Annotated in this window: 11 protein-coding genes, 1 tRNA gene and 2 pseudogenes; 7 read left to right on the top strand and 7 right to left on the bottom strand. The window is 68.5% G+C overall.

What is annotated here, in order from left to right; translation table 11 throughout:
• The 4 genes from MQP27_RS18525 to MQP27_RS18510 all read right to left on the bottom strand — a co-directional run bounded on the left by MQP27_RS18525 (position 1) and on the right by MQP27_RS18510 (position 4944).
• Positions 1–1299 (bottom strand): homoserine dehydrogenase, encoded by a 1299-nt coding sequence (locus tag MQP27_RS18525; protein WP_242766544.1) that lies wholly within the window; start codon positions 1297–1299, stop codon positions 1–3.
• Positions 1300–1461: 162 nt separating this feature from the next.
• Positions 1462–2853: a diaminopimelate decarboxylase gene (gene lysA / locus MQP27_RS18520; RefSeq protein WP_242766295.1), complete on the bottom strand. Its 1392-nt coding sequence runs from the start codon at positions 2851–2853 to the stop codon at positions 1462–1464.
• A gap of 270 nt (positions 2854–3123) precedes the next feature.
• Positions 3124–4272 carry an ArgS-related anticodon-binding protein NrtL gene (gene nrtL / locus MQP27_RS18515; RefSeq protein ID WP_242766294.1) on the bottom strand — a complete coding sequence of 383 codons (1149 nt, stop codon included), beginning with the start codon at positions 4270–4272 and terminating at the stop codon, positions 3124–3126.
• 195 nt (positions 4273–4467) lie between these two features.
• A complete protein-coding gene (locus MQP27_RS18510; RefSeq protein WP_372511226.1) occupies positions 4468–4944 on the bottom strand; it encodes a response regulator in 477 nt (158 codons plus the stop codon).
• A gap of 287 nt (positions 4945–5231) precedes the next feature.
• Between MQP27_RS18510 and MQP27_RS18505 the strand changes: the two genes are divergently transcribed.
• Both MQP27_RS18505 and MQP27_RS18500 read left to right on the top strand, forming a co-directional pair.
• Positions 5232–5303, top strand: a tRNA-Arg gene (locus MQP27_RS18505).
• A 475-nt stretch (positions 5304–5778) separates the two neighbouring features.
• Complete coding sequence (locus tag MQP27_RS18500) at positions 5779–6366, top strand: hypothetical protein (protein ID WP_242766292.1); 588 nt, start codon at positions 5779–5781, stop codon at positions 6364–6366.
• Here MQP27_RS18500 and MQP27_RS18495 read toward each other — a convergent pair.
• Together MQP27_RS18495 and MQP27_RS18490 are read right to left on the bottom strand one after the other, a co-directional pair.
• Entirely contained in the window at positions 6294–6707 is a 414-nt protein-coding gene (locus tag MQP27_RS18495) for a helix-turn-helix domain-containing protein (protein WP_242766291.1), read from the bottom strand. The genes MQP27_RS18500 and MQP27_RS18495 overlap by 73 nt on opposite strands.
• Before the next feature lie 127 nt (positions 6708–6834).
• A pseudogene (locus MQP27_RS18490) lies at positions 6835–7191 on the bottom strand (transposase); the annotation flags it as partial.
• Positions 7192–7275: 84 nt separating this feature from the next.
• On the opposite strand from MQP27_RS18490, the pseudogene MQP27_RS18485 reads away from it, so the two are divergent.
• From MQP27_RS18485 to MQP27_RS18475, 3 genes and pseudogenes are all read left to right on the top strand, one after another.
• Positions 7276–8136, top strand: a pseudogene (locus MQP27_RS18485) (IS5 family transposase).
• Between the two features lie 33 nt (positions 8137–8169).
• Positions 8170–8427, top strand: coding sequence for a DUF6221 family protein (locus tag MQP27_RS18480; RefSeq protein ID WP_242766290.1), 258 nt, complete (start codon positions 8170–8172; stop codon positions 8425–8427).
• 567 nt (positions 8428–8994) lie between these two features.
• Positions 8995–10200 (top strand): acyl-CoA thioesterase/bile acid-CoA:amino acid N-acyltransferase family protein, encoded by a 1206-nt coding sequence (locus MQP27_RS18475; protein WP_278196213.1) that lies wholly within the window; start codon positions 8995–8997, stop codon positions 10198–10200.
• A gap of 615 nt (positions 10201–10815) precedes the next feature.
• Here MQP27_RS18475 and ku read toward each other — a convergent pair.
• Positions 10816–11865 carry a non-homologous end joining protein Ku gene (gene ku, locus MQP27_RS18470; protein ID WP_372511225.1) on the bottom strand — a complete coding sequence of 350 codons (1050 nt, stop codon included), beginning with the start codon at positions 11863–11865 and terminating at the stop codon, positions 10816–10818.
• Between the two features lie 39 nt (positions 11866–11904).
• Here ku and ligD point away from each other — a divergent pair, with 39 nt between their 5' ends.
• Together ligD and MQP27_RS18460 are read left to right on the top strand one after the other, a co-directional pair.
• A complete protein-coding gene (ligD, locus tag MQP27_RS18465; RefSeq protein WP_242766288.1) occupies positions 11905–12786 on the top strand; it encodes a non-homologous end-joining DNA ligase in 882 nt (293 codons plus the stop codon).
• 228 nt (positions 12787–13014) lie between these two features.
• Positions 13015–14391: a vanadium-dependent haloperoxidase gene (locus MQP27_RS18460; protein WP_242766287.1), complete on the top strand. Its 1377-nt coding sequence runs from the start codon at positions 13015–13017 to the stop codon at positions 14389–14391.
• The last annotated feature ends 1 nt before the right edge of the window (position 14392 follow it).

Genomic DNA, 14392 nt, shown 5'->3' with positions numbered 1-14392 from the left:
TTACTCTCCTTCAACCCGCATGATGCTGGCGACACCCCGCACGGTGTCGAGCTTGCGCAGCGCCTCGACGGTCCCGGAGAGGGAGGCGTCGGAGGCCCGGTGGGTGACGACGACGAGAGAGGCCTCGCCGTCCCCTTCTGGACGACCTTGCTGCCGAACCGTATCGATGGAAACCCCGTGCTCCGCGAACACGGTCGCGACCTGGGCGAGAACACCCGGTTTGTCGGCGACATCGAGGCTGATGTGGTAGCGGGTGACGACGTCTCCCATTCCCGACACGGGCAGCGCGGCGTACGCCGACTCGCCGGGCCCCGTTGCCCCGCTGAGCCGGTTGCGGCAGACGGCGACGAGGTCGCCGAGGACCGCGGAGGCCGTGGGCGCACCGCCGGCGCCGGGCCCGTAGAACATCAGCTGACCGGACGCGTCCGACTCCACGAAGACGGCGTTGTACGCGCCCCGCACGGAGGCCAGCGGATGGGTCAGCGGAATCATGGCGGGGTGCACGCGGGCCGTCACCGAGCCGCCGTCCCCGGCACGCTCGCAGATGGCGAGCAGCTTGATGGTGCAGCCCATGTTCTTCGCGGAGGCGAAGTCGGAGGCGGTGACCTCGGTCATGCCCTCGCGGTAGACGTCGTCCAGGCGCACACGCGAGTGGAAGGCGATGCCGGCGAGGATGGCGGCCTTGGCGGCGGCGTCGAAGCCTTCGACGTCGGCGGTGGGGTCGGCCTCCGCGTACCCCAGGGCGGTGGCCTCGTCGAGGGCCTCCTGGTAGCCAGCCCCGGTCGAGTCCATCTTGTCGAGGATGAAGTTCGTGGTCCCGTTCACGATCCCGAGCACCCGGTTGACCTTGTCGCCGGCCAGCGACTCCCGCAACGGCCGGATCAGCGGGATGGCACCGGCGACGGCGGCCTCGTAGTAGAGGTCCCTGCCGTGCTGCTCGGCCGCGGCGTGCAGTGCGGCCCCGTCCTGGGCGAGAAGCGCCTTGTTGGCGGAGACGACGGACGCACCATGCTCGAAAGCGGTCGTAATAAGGGTACGAGCGGGCTCGATCCCCCCGATGACCTCGACCACGACATCAATGTCGCCGCGTTTGACGAGGGCGGTGGCGTCCGTGGTGACCAGGCTCGGGTCGATCCCCTCACGCACCCTGGAGGGCCGCCGCACCGCGACCCCCGCGAGCTCCACGGGGGCCCCGATCCTGGCGGCGAGGTCGTCGGCGTGCGTCGTCATGATGCGCGCCACCTCTGAGCCGACAACCCCACAGCCCAGCAGCGCCACCTTCAGCGGACGCGTACGCATCATCCGACCTCGTTTCCTCATACCGTCTACGGTTGGACCAGTCTCACTCACCGGACGGGAGTTTCTGCCCTTCGTCCGGATCGTGAGACATCTATTTCATTTGTACGGGGGTGGAAGACCGGAGATCTTCCGTTCCCGGGGTCAAGGCTGTCCGGGCCGCGCTCACCCGACGTCGAGCCGCAGCAGATCGTCCTCCGTCTCCCGCCGGACGATCACCCGGGACTCACCGTCGCCCACGGCGACGACCGGGGGCCGCAGCACGTGGTTGTAGTTGCTCGCCATGGACCGGCAGTAGGCGCCGGTGGCCGGTACGGCGATGAGGTCACCCGGTGCCAGGTCGGCCGGCAGGAACGCGTCCTTGACCACGATGTCCCCGCTCTCGCAGTGCTTGCCGACGACACGGGCGAGCATGGGCTCGGCGTCGCTGGTCCGGGACACGAGAGCGACGCTGTACTCGGCGTCGTACAACGCGGTCCTGATGTTGTCGGACATGCCGCCGTCGACGGAGACGTACGTCCGCAGCCCGTCGAGGGGCTTGATGGTGCCGACCTCGTAGAGGGTGAAGGCGGTGGGCCCGACGATGGCGCGCCCGGGTTCGACGGAGATCCGCGGGGTCCGCAACTTGGCGGCGTCGCACTCCCGGCTGACGATCTCCGTCAGCGCCTTGGCGATCTCGTGCGGCTCGCGCGGGTCGTCATCGGAGGTGTAGGCGATACCCAGCCCGCCCCCGAGGTCGATCTCCGGCAGCTCGACGCCGTGCTCGTCGCGGATGTCCTTGAGCAGCCCGACAACCCTGTGGGCGGCGACCTCGAACCCGGACATGTCGAAGATCTGCGACCCGATGTGGGAGTGAATCCCGATGAGTTCGAGCGAGTCGAGCTGGAGCGCCCGCCGCACGGCCTCGGCCGCCTGCCCGCCCGCCAGCGGAATGCCGAACTTCTGGTCCTCGTGAGCGGTGGCGATGAACTCGTGCGTGTGCGCCTCGACGCCGACGGTGATACGGATCTGCACGCGCTGCCGCTTGCCCAGCTCCCGCGCGATGTGGGCCACGCGGACGATCTCCTGGAAGGAGTCGAGGACGATACGGCCCACGCCCGCGGTGATCGCGCGGTGGATCTCTTCCTTGGACTTGTTGTTGCCGTGGAAGGCGATGCGGTCGGCGGGCATGCCGGCGGAGAGGGCGGTGGCGAGTTCACCGCCGGAGCAGACGTCGAGGTTGAGCCCCTCTTCGTGCAGCCACCGCACGACGGCGCGCGACAGGAACGCCTTGCCGGCGTAGAACACGTCGGCGTCGGTCCCGAAGGCGGCCCGCCAGGCGCGGGCACGGGCGCGGAAGTCGGCCTCGTCGAGGACGTAGGCGGGCGTGCCGTACTCCTCGGCGAGGGTCTTGACGTCGATACCGCCGACGGTCGCGACACCGTCCTCGTCACGGCTGACCGTCTGGGACCAGACCTTGGGGTCGAGGGTGTTGAGGTCGGCGGGCGGAGCGGAGTAGTGCCCCTCGGGAAGGACGTCGGCGTGCCGGGGCCCGGCGGGGTGTGCGGAACGGCTCATCTGCTTCGTGACTTTCTGGTGGCTTCTCTGGGGGCTGCTGGGGGCCGGGACCGGGAGTGTCAGGGGTGCCGTAGCTGGGGGTGGATCTGGGGGGGGCTTGTCCAGGGGGTGGGGAGGGTCTTGCCCGGTGGTTGTGGCTGTAGCTGCGGCTATCGCTGCGGCTGCGGCTGCGGCTGCGGCGAGCCCAGCTGATTACCGGGACGGAACCTGACCCGTGGCCCTGGTCGGGCTTGTCCAGTGACTTCCAGTCGGCGGCGGCTCCAGTGGCTTCTAGAGGTGGTCGGGTGCGTCGATGCCGAGCAGGGACAGGCCGCCGGCCAGCACCGTCCCGGCGGCTTCGGCGAGGGCGAGCCGGGCGCGGTGGGCGGCCGAGGGTTTCTCGTCGCCGCGCGGGAGGACGGTGGGCAGGAGGGCGAGGGCGGCATCGGCGACGGTGACGAGCTGCCGGGTGAGGCGATCGGGGGAACGGCGGGTGGCCGCGGTGGTGAGGATGCGGGAGTGGTCGGCGAGGGCGGTCACCAAGGGGGTGACGAGGGAGGTGATGTCGGAGTGCCGGGGGCTGCAAGCCTCGGGGCGCGGGATGCCGCTGGGGGCGCGATGTCCGGAGTCGACGGCCTCGGCATTGGCATCGGCATCGGCATCGGCATCGGTGTGCGGGCTTCCGCAGGGTTCGAGGTGCCTGGCGTCGATCGCCTCGGAGTCCCGGGTGTCGCCCGGCTCGGAGGTGAAGCCCAGGTCGGCGGCGTTGCGGCTGAGGGCCCGGGTGCGGGCGTGGGCGTAACGGACGCGGAAGAGCGGGTTGCTCTCGCGCTGGACGAGGTGGTCGGCGGTGATCCGGGGACGGTCGTGGGCGGCGGGGTGCAGCAGCGCCCAGCGGGCGGCGTCGGGGCCCAGCGGGGCGGGGTCCTCCGGGGCCGGAACGGGACGGAGATTGACCGGTTCACGGTGTTCGACCGCGGCGCGGCCGTCCTGGGAGGCGATGATCCGGCCGAGGGCGTCGGCAACGACTTCGGCGCGGACGTCGTCGTACGGGATCCGCAGCTCGACGATCTCCCCGGCGAGAACGTCGGAGTGCCCGTACGCGGCACCCGCCCGCAGGATGTCCCGCACGAGCGCGACCTCGGCGGAGACCCCGGCCTCCCCCAGGCTGATGTTGAGGAAACCGGGCCCGGTGAGGGTGACGTCGGCGATGCCGTCGGTCGCGGCGAGGTGCTGCCGAAGGATCTGGGCGACATCGAGGGGCGCACGGCCGGCCGGCCGGGCGAGCTGGAGGGCGATGTTGGTGGCGTAGTCCCCGCAGCCTCCGGGCCCGGGCGGCGTAACCACGGCCCGTACCGGAACGGCAACACTCAGCTCCCCCTCGTCGACAGCACGACGCACCGCGCGCAGCACGGTGTGGGAGAGCTCGACGGGGGTCACGGGACAAGCGTATGGGAGGAGGGGGGTGGGTAGGCGAGCCGGTTTGGGGAGGGTCCGGGATGTGGGACGGGGGGTGGGGGCCGGGCGAGGACGAGGCAGGGGTGGGGGTGGGACCGGGCGGGACATGTCGAGGCGGCGGAGCCGCTCTCACTGTGGCGTGGCGCGGCTCGGTTGCCAGCAGGGGGCTTGACGTTCTCAGGCGCCGGCGGCGCGCCCGGCCCGCTCGGCCTCACCGACCCCGAGGACGGACCCGACCCCCGAATCGCGACCGTCCCCTCCCGCCACTCCCACCGCTCCTCCCCGCTCCCCTTCCCCTCTCCCACTCCTCCTCCGCTCGATCAACTGCTGTACGAGGCGTACGAGTTCGGCGGGCTCGAAGGGCTTGGCGAGGAAGGCGTCGACGCCGACGTCGAGGCCGGTCTCGACCTCGTAGGAGGTGCAGGCGCTGACGATGGCGAGAGGGAGGTCACGGGTACGGGGGTCGGAACGCAGCCGCGCGGCGGTCCGCAGCCCGTCGAGTCGCGGCATGACGACATCGAGCGTCACGACATCGGGCCGCACCTGATGGACGACATCCAGACACTCGGCACCATCGGCCGCGGTCACGACCTCGAGCCCCTCGAGCTCAAGATTGACCCTGATCAGCTGCCGGATGACCTTGTTGTCGTCCACAACAAGCACCCGACCCGACGCGCCTGGCACAACTCGAGAGTAGGTCGACACCGGCCACCGCGTCCGGCTTTTCCCCACTTCCAACCTGCGCGGGGGACACCGGGACAGCGTGTACGGAGCCAGCACGAAGAGCCGAAGCCAACGACCACTGAGACGCGACGCGCAGGCACCCCCACGTCCATCACCCTGCACCGACACCCGGGCCGACGTCAGGAAACCCGTTCATGAACACCCTGTTGGAGCTGGTAGGGTTCTACCCGTCGCCGCGCACACAGCGCAGCGGACACGCCCCCGTAGCTCAGGGGATAGAGCAACGGCCTCCGGAGCCGTGTGCGCAGGTTCGAATCCTGCCGGGGGCACTCGCCGGTCTGAAGGTTGATTCGAGACCTGACCAGGGCGAATGCCGACAGAAAAGGGCGGGAGTCACTCTCACTGACTCCCGCCCTTTCTCACTCTCTCTCACGGTTCGCGTGTGAGGAGCGTGTGGGTGCTACGGCTGCCACTGGGATGGCTTGGCCTCCCGGCCCAGGCGTGCCCCTGGGGTGCGGCACCATGACAGGCATGGACCTTGAAGGGATAGGTGCGCTCTCTGCGGCCGGAGTGGCCCTCATCGCAGTACCCGCCTCCGTGCTCGTTGGCCGATGGCAGACCAAAGCCGCCCTGCGCTCGGCGGAGGCCACCAGCGAGGCGGGGATGGCTCAAGCCGAATCGTCAATCCGTGCAGCATTGGACGCTGTCCGGGCTGAGACGCGCGCAACGCACTTGTAGTGGCATCGCAGTATCAAGCGAGAAGCCTACGTCTCGTTCCTCCTCGCCGCCCATCGTGTAAGGGAGGTGGGTGAGAGATTCGCCGCGGACAACGCGGAAGATCTCCCAATAGAGAGCATTAAGGCCGGGAAGACTGCTGTCGAAGATGGTCTCGCTGCCCTCAAAGAGGCTCAAACAATCATCGAGCTAGAGGGGCCCGAAGACGTAGCTGCGTCTGCCGCAGTGATGACCAATGCCGTTAAGGCGATGGTCATCTACTTTGGCGAGCAAGCCACTTTTGAGAGAGCGTTGGGAAAGCTTCACAGGTTAATGGACGATCAACCGCCGAGCGTGAGCGGCCCTGCTGAAATCCTCCTTGAGGCGCTTTCTCATGTGCGCCGTCTCCGTTGGACAGCTTCTCCCGATCCCACGGCGTTGGATGAACACGAGGCTCGCGAAGTCATCGCTGCGAAACTGGCCTGCCGTGAGGCAGGAAGAGCGCTACCGCCCAACTCGCTCGAACACGATGAGTTCGAAGCGCTCCTTGAGGGGCACGCACCCCGCCCTCCAATGCTCAGTGAACGGTACCTCGATGCCGTTCATCAATTCGACGCAGAAGAAGTGACCTTCATTCGAGCCGCGAAAGCGGAGCTACACGGCCAAGTTGATATATAAAGTTTCCCTGCCGGGTGTCTTCTGAGCGAGGAAGCCTGAGCGGATTCTACTAGCCGATCCAGCGACGCGGGCTCATGAGAGCGCCCCGCACGGCGGGGACATCGTCCTGTTGCCGCTCGTCTTCCATGAGCACGGTCTGTCCGAGCAGGTCCCCGAGGTGCACGCAAGTCGCGCGCCAGCTCCGTGAGCATATCGATGCGCGGCGGATTCCGGCGCCCGGTCTCGATCTTCGCGAGCCAATCGGTGCTAAGACCGACCAGGCCGGCCAACGTCTGGCCACGGCGCTTCCGGTAGAACGCGATGCGTTCGCCGATACTGGGGTGATCTCCAAGACCACGCATTGCGTGTTGCGTCCTGGTCTGTAGGGACCCGCTTCACGGTATCGAGCCGGTCGTCACGGAAACGGAGGTGTCCCACCTGTCCGACGCACTTGCTGAAACACCCGGGTGTTTCAGCCCTCCCCGGCTCCAGCGCCAGTGGCCGGTACCGGCGGTCAGCAGCGAGGTGAAACCCTGCTGGTCTGCCCGACCCGGGAGCGCCCGAGGCACGCGGCCTGCAACCGGAACTGTCTCCGCCGACGGATACGTCGGCCCTCCTCCCGCTCGGGCTCCTCCCGCCGTCCTGCCGCTTTGTTCTTCGCAGTCGCCCTCCCTGGACGGTCAACCAGGCGCCGAACTCCTGTGGCATCTACCGCCACTACCCGCCGGTCTTGCACCGCCAGATCACGCCTTCGAACTGCTGTCGCAGCCGCGTGGGATACGCGCCGTGCCCGCCGATCGGCAGGTATGGCGCGATTAACTCCCACTCTCCGTCTCTCAGTTGCATGCGCGTCTATGCAGGACCGTCTAGCGGCCCGGGCCCCGGGGGCCTAGAGCGTGTCTCTTTGATGGGTTGATCAGTTGACCGGATATGTCTGTGCGATTAGTGATCACTGATGCGATGTGGGACCGGATCGAGCCGCTGATGCCGGCCGATCCGGTCCGCGGTCGGCGATGGGCCGATCACCGCCGAACCCTGGAAGGTATCGCGTGGAAGTTACCGCACCTGCTCGCCCTGGCGAGACCTGCCGGCCGAGCTCGGTTCGTTCCAGACCGCCCACAAACGACTGATCAGGTGGGCCGTGGACGGCACCTGGGAACGCATCCTCGCCGCAGTTCCGGCAGCAGCGGACGCTGATGCCGACATCGGCTGGACCGTCTCGGTGGACTCCACCGTCTGCCGGGCTCACCAGCATGCTGCCGGTGCCAGGAAAAGGGGGCGCCAGGCCGGGCCGAACCCGACGACCACGCCCTCGGACGCTCCCGCGGCGGCCTGAGTACGAAGGTGCACCTTGCCAGCGACAGCCGTGCACGGCCTCTGGCCCTTCGCGTCACCGCAGGTCAGGCTGGCGACGCCCCCGCTTTCGAGATCGTCATGGCAGGCATCCGTGTTCCGCGAAGCGGCCCCGGTCGACCGAGAACCCGACCCGATGCCGTCTTGGCGGATCGCGCGTACTCCTCCCGCGCGATCCGCAATCACCTCCGGCGACGCGGAATCCGCACAGTCATCCCGCAGCCGCTCGACCAGGCCGGCCACCGGCTGCGGCGAGGCCGCGACGGAGGCCGCCCACCCGCTTTCGACGCCGAGGCATACAAGCAGCGCAACTCCGTCGAACGATGCATCAACCGACTCAAGCAGTGGCGCGGCTTGGCCTTGCGAACGGACAAGCTCGCCATCGCCTACCAGGCCGCACTTCAGCTCGCGGCCATCCTCATCTGGACAGCCCCTTGACGGCCGAAGCACCTTGCCCGCGAGGATGGCCACATGGACGATCTTGTGGAGTTCCTCGTCGCACGCATCATGGACGACAACCACGCCTATGCCTACGTGGCTGACACCATGGGCGGCGAGGCTCTTCTCGACAGCCACCTCCCCATGCTCGATCTGATCGAGCAACTGGCGAACGACTACAAAGCCATGGCCCCCTCGGACTCCCGCTCGGCCGGCCTGGCATACGCGCTGAGAGTCCTTGGCCAGTCATACGCCGAACACCCCGCCTACCAGCAGGAATGGCGCCCATAGCCTTTCAAAGAGACAGGCCCTAGTCGGCTGTGGTCGTCCGGCACCGCGCCGTCGCCTCAGCAGACGGTCGGCTTTGGGATGATCAGCTCACGGTGACCGTTCCTGAGTCTGCCGGGCGTCCCGTCCTCCTTGCGCACATGTATGTCCAGTCGACGCCGGTCGCGTACGTCATTTTGCTGGCCGTTGCCGTGCCTGTGGCCCTTCCTGCCTGGTGGTTCTGAGCCCGCATGATGGTCCCGAAATGGCGCGAGAAGAGGCCGCCGGTGAGCAGGGATCAGCCGAACGCCGTTCAAGCGGCCTGCGGTTGTCACCTGCTGGCCTTCGCCATGCTCGGTCTGGTGGTGTGGGGTATATGGGGCCTCGTTCTACGACTGTGAGCGGGGTTGGACCCCAGCCGGCTCCCGGACCGCACCCGGCTCTGTATTGATCACGACTCCGGACAGCACACCTAGGGCCCTACAACGGGCCCAGAGTTGACTCGACGGACGCTTCAAGATCAGTGTGGTGGATCAATTCCTGGTGGTGAGGGGCAAGGTGTCGTTACGACGGTTGCAGGGGCTGGCCCTTATGGGGGCTGTCGTGATCGGCTGGGGGGTTGCGGGATGCTCGTCCGGGGTGCAGGCCAGTAGCAGGGCGGTGATCGGGGTCGATGCTCCGATGGCTCTCGCGGATCAGGCCGTTCGCTTGAGGGTCAGTGGTCTGGAGCCGCACGACGAGATCACTGTCGGCTCGTCGGCGACCGCACGCGACGGCAAGGTGTGGCACGGCCGAGCAACATTCATCGCGGACGACCACGGTCTCGTTGACCTCTCCACGACGAGGCCGGTGTCGGGGACGTACAACACGGTCGACGGTATGGGCCTGTTCTGGTCGATGAGGCCCCCTACCGGCGATCCGAACAGTGACTACTTCTCCCTCCGTTCCCCTGAGTCCTCCCCCTCGTACGCCGTGAAGATCACCGTGACGGCGCATGGGCGGCAGTTGGCGAGCCGCACGCTCACCCGGGAAGGCAAGGCCAAGGGAGTCAGCAGCCGAACGCTCACCCTGGCCCACGACAAGGTCGTCGGCGAGATGTTCCTGCCGCGGCCCGGAACGCCCCGGCATCCGGCCGTGTTGGTCTTCGGCGGATCCGAAGGCGGTGTCAGCATGAAGTGGGAGGCGGCTCTGCTGGCCTCCCACGGCTACCCGACGCTGGCCCTGGGCTACTTCGGGGAGCCTGGCCTGCCGGCCACCCTACGCAACGTCCCACTGGAGTACTTCGCCACCGCCGCCCGCCTGTTGGCAGCCCAGCCGAGCGCCGACTCCTCGCACGTCATCGCCATGGGCTACTCCCGAGGCAGCGAACCCGCCCTGCTCCTCGCCGAGGACTATCCCCGTCTGATCCACGGCGTCGTCGTGTACTCCCCGTCGTCCAACGTCAACCAGGGATTCGGCGGGGGCAACGCCTGGACCAAGGACGGGCGCCCCATCCCCCAGGGCAGCATCCCGCTGGACCACCTCAGCGGCCCCCTGCTGGCCATCGCCGGCGCAGACGATGCCCTATGGCCATCACCGACCTACGTCAAAGCGATCACCGAGGAGCTGCACGCGGCCCAGGACCGGCATCCGTACCAGGCGCTGATCTACCCCGGGGCCGGGCACGGTGTCGGAACCTTCCCTTTCCTCGCGGAGGGCACAGTTGACCCATCCCTGGGCGGCAATCGCGTCGGCAACGCGGTCGCGAAGGAGCAGGGCTGGCCGAAGGTCCTCGCCCTCCTCGCCGGCGCCCGGTGAGTGCATCATCCAGGCCAAGCGCAACAGCAAGCTTGTCGGAGTTGAATCCGTCCAAGCTCTTGCCGGGTCGTGGAACACAAGTGAGCTGCGAAAGGTGTCCTGATCACCACGTCGTGATTCGGCAGGGCGAGCCACGAATTCGCTCGGCAGCACGGCCGGCTTCAGCTCATTTAAGGTCCCGAGTTGAAGTACCTCATCAAAGAGCATCTCGGAAAGCATGTGATTCCAGGGCCGGTTCCGCCCAAGCGTCGCGCCTGACAACAAGCGGCAGGAAGCCAGACGGCAGGTGCCGGCCGATGCCTCGGCTGCCGTATCACAACCGCACCAGGCCAAGTGGGGGGGCGCTGGTCCCGGCCGGGCGGCAGGGCAACTGACCCGTCACCGAAAACGCTCACGTCGGCGGTGGTCGGCCCGGGATCGCCGTCGTTGTGGTCTCGGCCGAAGCCGTTTGCCAGAGCCAGGCGCAGGCGCAGGCGCAGGAGTTTCGCGAGACGCTCAGCCGTGGCGGGGGAAACTTGGGCCAGCTGAGTGCGGGGTCTTGTCGCATGCCTGGAGTCCCCGTTTCGGGAGAAGAGTCAGGCTCTCGCCGCGGCTGGCGGGGGCGGGTGCGGTTTCTTATGCCGTCCGTTTGCGGGGGGTCGTCTTCTTTGGCTGGGTTGATTTCTTCGCCGTCGTCTTCTTCGACGCCTGTGTTGATTTCGATGTCGACTTCTTCGCCGACGCCGTGGTCTTCTTCGCCGCCGTCTTCTTTCCTGTCGCCCTCGCCGTCGCCGTCGCCGTCGACTTCTTGCCCGTCGTCTGCTTCGGAGTCGCCCGGGCCGACTTCCGGGCCGGTAGGCGTCTCACCTCGGCCTCTGCCTCGGCCTCCCCGCCCTCCTCGCCCTCCTCCCCCCGGGACTTCTTCGCAGCGCTCACGCTCTTCTCCAGGGCCGCCATCAGGTCCAGGACCTTGCCGCCCTTCGCCGGTTCCGGTGCCTCCGGTGGGGTTTCGCCCGCTGCCTTCGCCGCTACGACCTCCTCCAGGGCCTCGCGGTACTCGTCGTGGAGTTCGTCGAGGTCGATCTCGCCCAGGGTGTCCATCAGGGCGTCCGCGAGGTCGAGTTCCTTGTCGTTGACGGTGACCTTCGTGTCGGGGGCCACGCCCTCCGGGGCGCGGACCTCGTCCGGCCACAGGAGGCCGTGCATGGCGATCGCGTTGTCCACCACGCGGAGCATGCCCAGGCGCTCGCGGCCCCGCAGCGCGTACTTCGCTATCGCCACCTTGTTGCTGCGCTTCAGGGCCTCGCGGAGCAGGGTGTACGGCTTCGCAGCCGGGGCGCCGCCGGCCGCCAGGTAGTAGGAGGCGTCCATCTGGAGGGGGTCTATGCGGTCCGCCGGGACGAAGGCCACGATCTCGATCGTCTTCGCCGTGGGGAGGGGAAGGTGGGACAGGTCCTCGTCCGTGATCGGGATGATCGAGCCGTCGGCGTCCTCGTAACCCTTGCCGATCTCGGCGGACGTGACCTCCTTGTCCTCCAGTTCGCAGAACTTGCGGTAGCGGATGCGGCCGCCGTCCTCCAGGTGGATCTGGCGGAAGGAGATCGAGTGGCTCTCGGTGGCGTTCACCAGCTTGATCGGGATGCTGACCAGGCCGAAGGAGATGGCGCCGTTCCATATGGATCTCACAGGCGGGATCCTTTCCGGAATGTCTGGAATTCTTATGGTATGACGCCCATCACGGAGGTGGAGGGGAGACGGCTCGCCCTCAGCAACCTGGAGAAGGTGCTCTATCCGGTGACCGGGTTCACCAAGGGCGAGGTGCTGCACTACTACGCCGTCAACGCCGCCGCGATCCTTCCTCACCTGCGGGATCGGCCCGTTTCCTTCCTGCGGTATCCCGACGGGCCGGACGGGCAGGTGTTCTTCACCAAGAACGTGCCGCCCGGTACGCCCGACTGGGTCACCACCGCCGAGGTGCCTCGGTCGGAGGGGCCGGCCCGGATGGTGCTCGTGCAGGATCTGCCGAGTCTGATGTGGGCCGCCAATCTGGTCACGGAGTTCCATACGCATCAGTGGGTCGTACGGGATCCCGGTGTCGCCGACCGGATCGTCTTCGACCTCGATCCCGGCGCGCCCGCCACCGTCGTCGACTGCTGCCGGGTCGCCCTGTGGCTGCGCGAACGCCTCGCGGACGACGGCATCGACGCCTTCGTCAAGACCTCCGGGTCCAAGGGGCTGCACCTGCTCGCCGCCGTGCGCTCCGCCTCGTCCGAGCAGGTCAGCGAGTACGCCAAACAGCTCGCCGTCGAGGCCGAGCGGGCCATGCCGCGGCTCGTGCTGCACCGGATGACCCGGAGCCTGCGGCCCGGGAAGGTCTTCGTCGACTGGAGCCAGAACGCGGCCCGGAAGACCACCGCCACGCCGTACACCCTGCGTGCCCGGCCGGAACCGACCGTCTCCGCGCCGGTGACCTGGAGCGAGGTCGAGGAGTGCACGGCACCCGCCCAGCTGGCCTTCCAGGCACCCGACATCGCCCCCCGCCTCCAGGACCACGGCGACCTGCTCGCCCCACTCCTCGACCCAGACACCGCCGCGCCGCTTCCCTGACCCCGCGGCCCACCGCGAGCCCCTCCGGTCCCTCCCGTGGCGGGAGCGCGTTCAGCGGGCTGGCCAATCCGCGGAATTTCCCAGTCCACCCCGGGCATGGGTGCACCCTTGGCTCGCCAACCGAAAGCAAGGCACGAAACTCGGGCACGACAGCCCGCCAAGAAGACCAGCCCAGCCCACACGACCTGCCAAGAAAACAGCCAAGGAAACCAGCCAAGGGGGGCACCCATGGCACACCATCTGGCCAAGGACCAGCATGGATCATCGGCAGCGCCCGGACCCCGCACTGCTCCCCACCCCCGCACCACCGTCCGCGTCCGCCGTACCACCGCCCGCGTCCGCCGCACCCTCGTCCTCGGCCTCACAGTCCTCGCCCTCGGCGCCCCGCCCTGGGCCTCGCAGGCGGCCGACGCGCACCTCGCCCCGAGGGCCGTCCCGGGCGCCGGTGTGATCGACGACTGGAGCCGGACCGCCGTGGACGTCGTCCAGACCGACGCCAAGCGGCCCGGGGCCGAGCAGTTCCTCTGGTACGGCTTCGTCGACGCCGCCGTCTACAACGCGGTCGTCGGGATCGAGGGCCGTTACGCCGAGTACAAGTGGGACGTACGAGGGCCCCGGCACGCCTCCTCGGAGGCCGCCGCCGCTGCCGCCGCGCACCGGATCCTGCTCACCTACTTCCCGGCCTCGCAGGCCCGCGTCGACGCCGCCTACACCGCCTCGCTCGCCAAGATCCCCGACGGGAAGGCCGAGGACGACGGGGTCGCCTTCGGGGAGAAGGCCGCCGCGCACATCGTGCGGCTGCGCGAGGGGGACGGGCGGGGCGCGCCGGTCACCTTCGACAAGCCGCCCGCGCCCGGCGTCTGGCGACCCACCCTGCCCGCCAACGCGCCGATGGTCGACCCGTGGCTCGCGAAGGTGCGGCCCATGGTGCTGGACTCCTCCGACCAGCTCCGGCCCGGTCCCCCGCCGGCGCTGACCTCGACGACGTACACGAAGGACTTCGCCGAGGTGAAGGCGATGGGCGCGCGGACGGGGTCCGGGCGGACCGACGCGCAGACCGAGACCGGGCGGTTCTTCGGTGACGTGCTGCCGGTGCAGTTCCAGGCTGCCTATCGCGGGTACGTCGAGCGGCACGGGCTCGACATCGTGGACGCGGCCCGGCTGTTCGCCGCCACCGGTACGGCCACCGCCGACGCGTCGATCACCGCGTGGAACGCCAAGCTGACCTACGGCCAGTGGCGCCCCATCACCGCGGTCCGGCTCGCGGACACCGACGGCAACCCGGCCACCTCGCCCGACCCGGACTGGCTGCCGCTGCTCGACACACCCGCCTACCCGGACTACATGAGCGGCCACTGCACCAACGACGGCGCCACGATGAAGGTCCTGTCCCGGCTGACCGGCGGCGACATCGACTTCCGTATCTCCTCGGCCGTCACGGGCACCACCCGGACGTACACGAGCGCCGCGGACTACAACCGGGACGTGATCAACGCCCGGGTCTGGGCCGGCATCCACTTCCGGACCAGCGACGTCGTGGCCAACCGCGTCGGCACCCGCATCGGCGCCTGGACCCTCGACCACTTCTTCAGGCCGCTGAAGTAGA

This window comes from Streptomyces cylindrosporus (genome assembly GCF_022698165.1).
GTDB lineage: Bacteria > Actinomycetota > Actinomycetes > Streptomycetales > Streptomycetaceae > Streptomyces > Streptomyces cylindrosporus.
This window is presented reverse-complemented; position numbering and strand designations above follow the sequence as displayed.

Excerpts from the sequence above, each read along its gene's own strand:
- MQP27_RS18475 (WP_278196213.1), top strand. The coding sequence starts at position 8,995 with ATGGGGGCTGTCGTGATCGGCTGGGGGGTTGCGGGATGCTCGTCCGGG.
- MQP27_RS18525 (WP_242766544.1), bottom strand. The coding sequence starts at position 1,299 with ATGCGTACGCGTCCGCTGAAGGTGGCGCTGCTGGGCTGTGGGGTTGTC.
- ligD (WP_242766288.1), top strand. The coding sequence starts at position 11,905 with ATGACGCCCATCACGGAGGTGGAGGGGAGACGGCTCGCCCTCAGCAAC.
- MQP27_RS18495 (WP_242766291.1), bottom strand. The coding sequence starts at position 6,707 with ATGCGTGGTCTTGGAGATCACCCCAGTATCGGCGAACGCATCGCGTTC.
- MQP27_RS18460 (WP_242766287.1), top strand. The coding sequence starts at position 13,015 with ATGGCACACCATCTGGCCAAGGACCAGCATGGATCATCGGCAGCGCCC.
- lysA (WP_242766295.1), bottom strand. The coding sequence starts at position 2,853 with ATGAGCCGTTCCGCACACCCCGCCGGGCCCCGGCACGCCGACGTCCTT.
- MQP27_RS18480 (WP_242766290.1), top strand. The coding sequence starts at position 8,170 with ATGGACGATCTTGTGGAGTTCCTCGTCGCACGCATCATGGACGACAAC.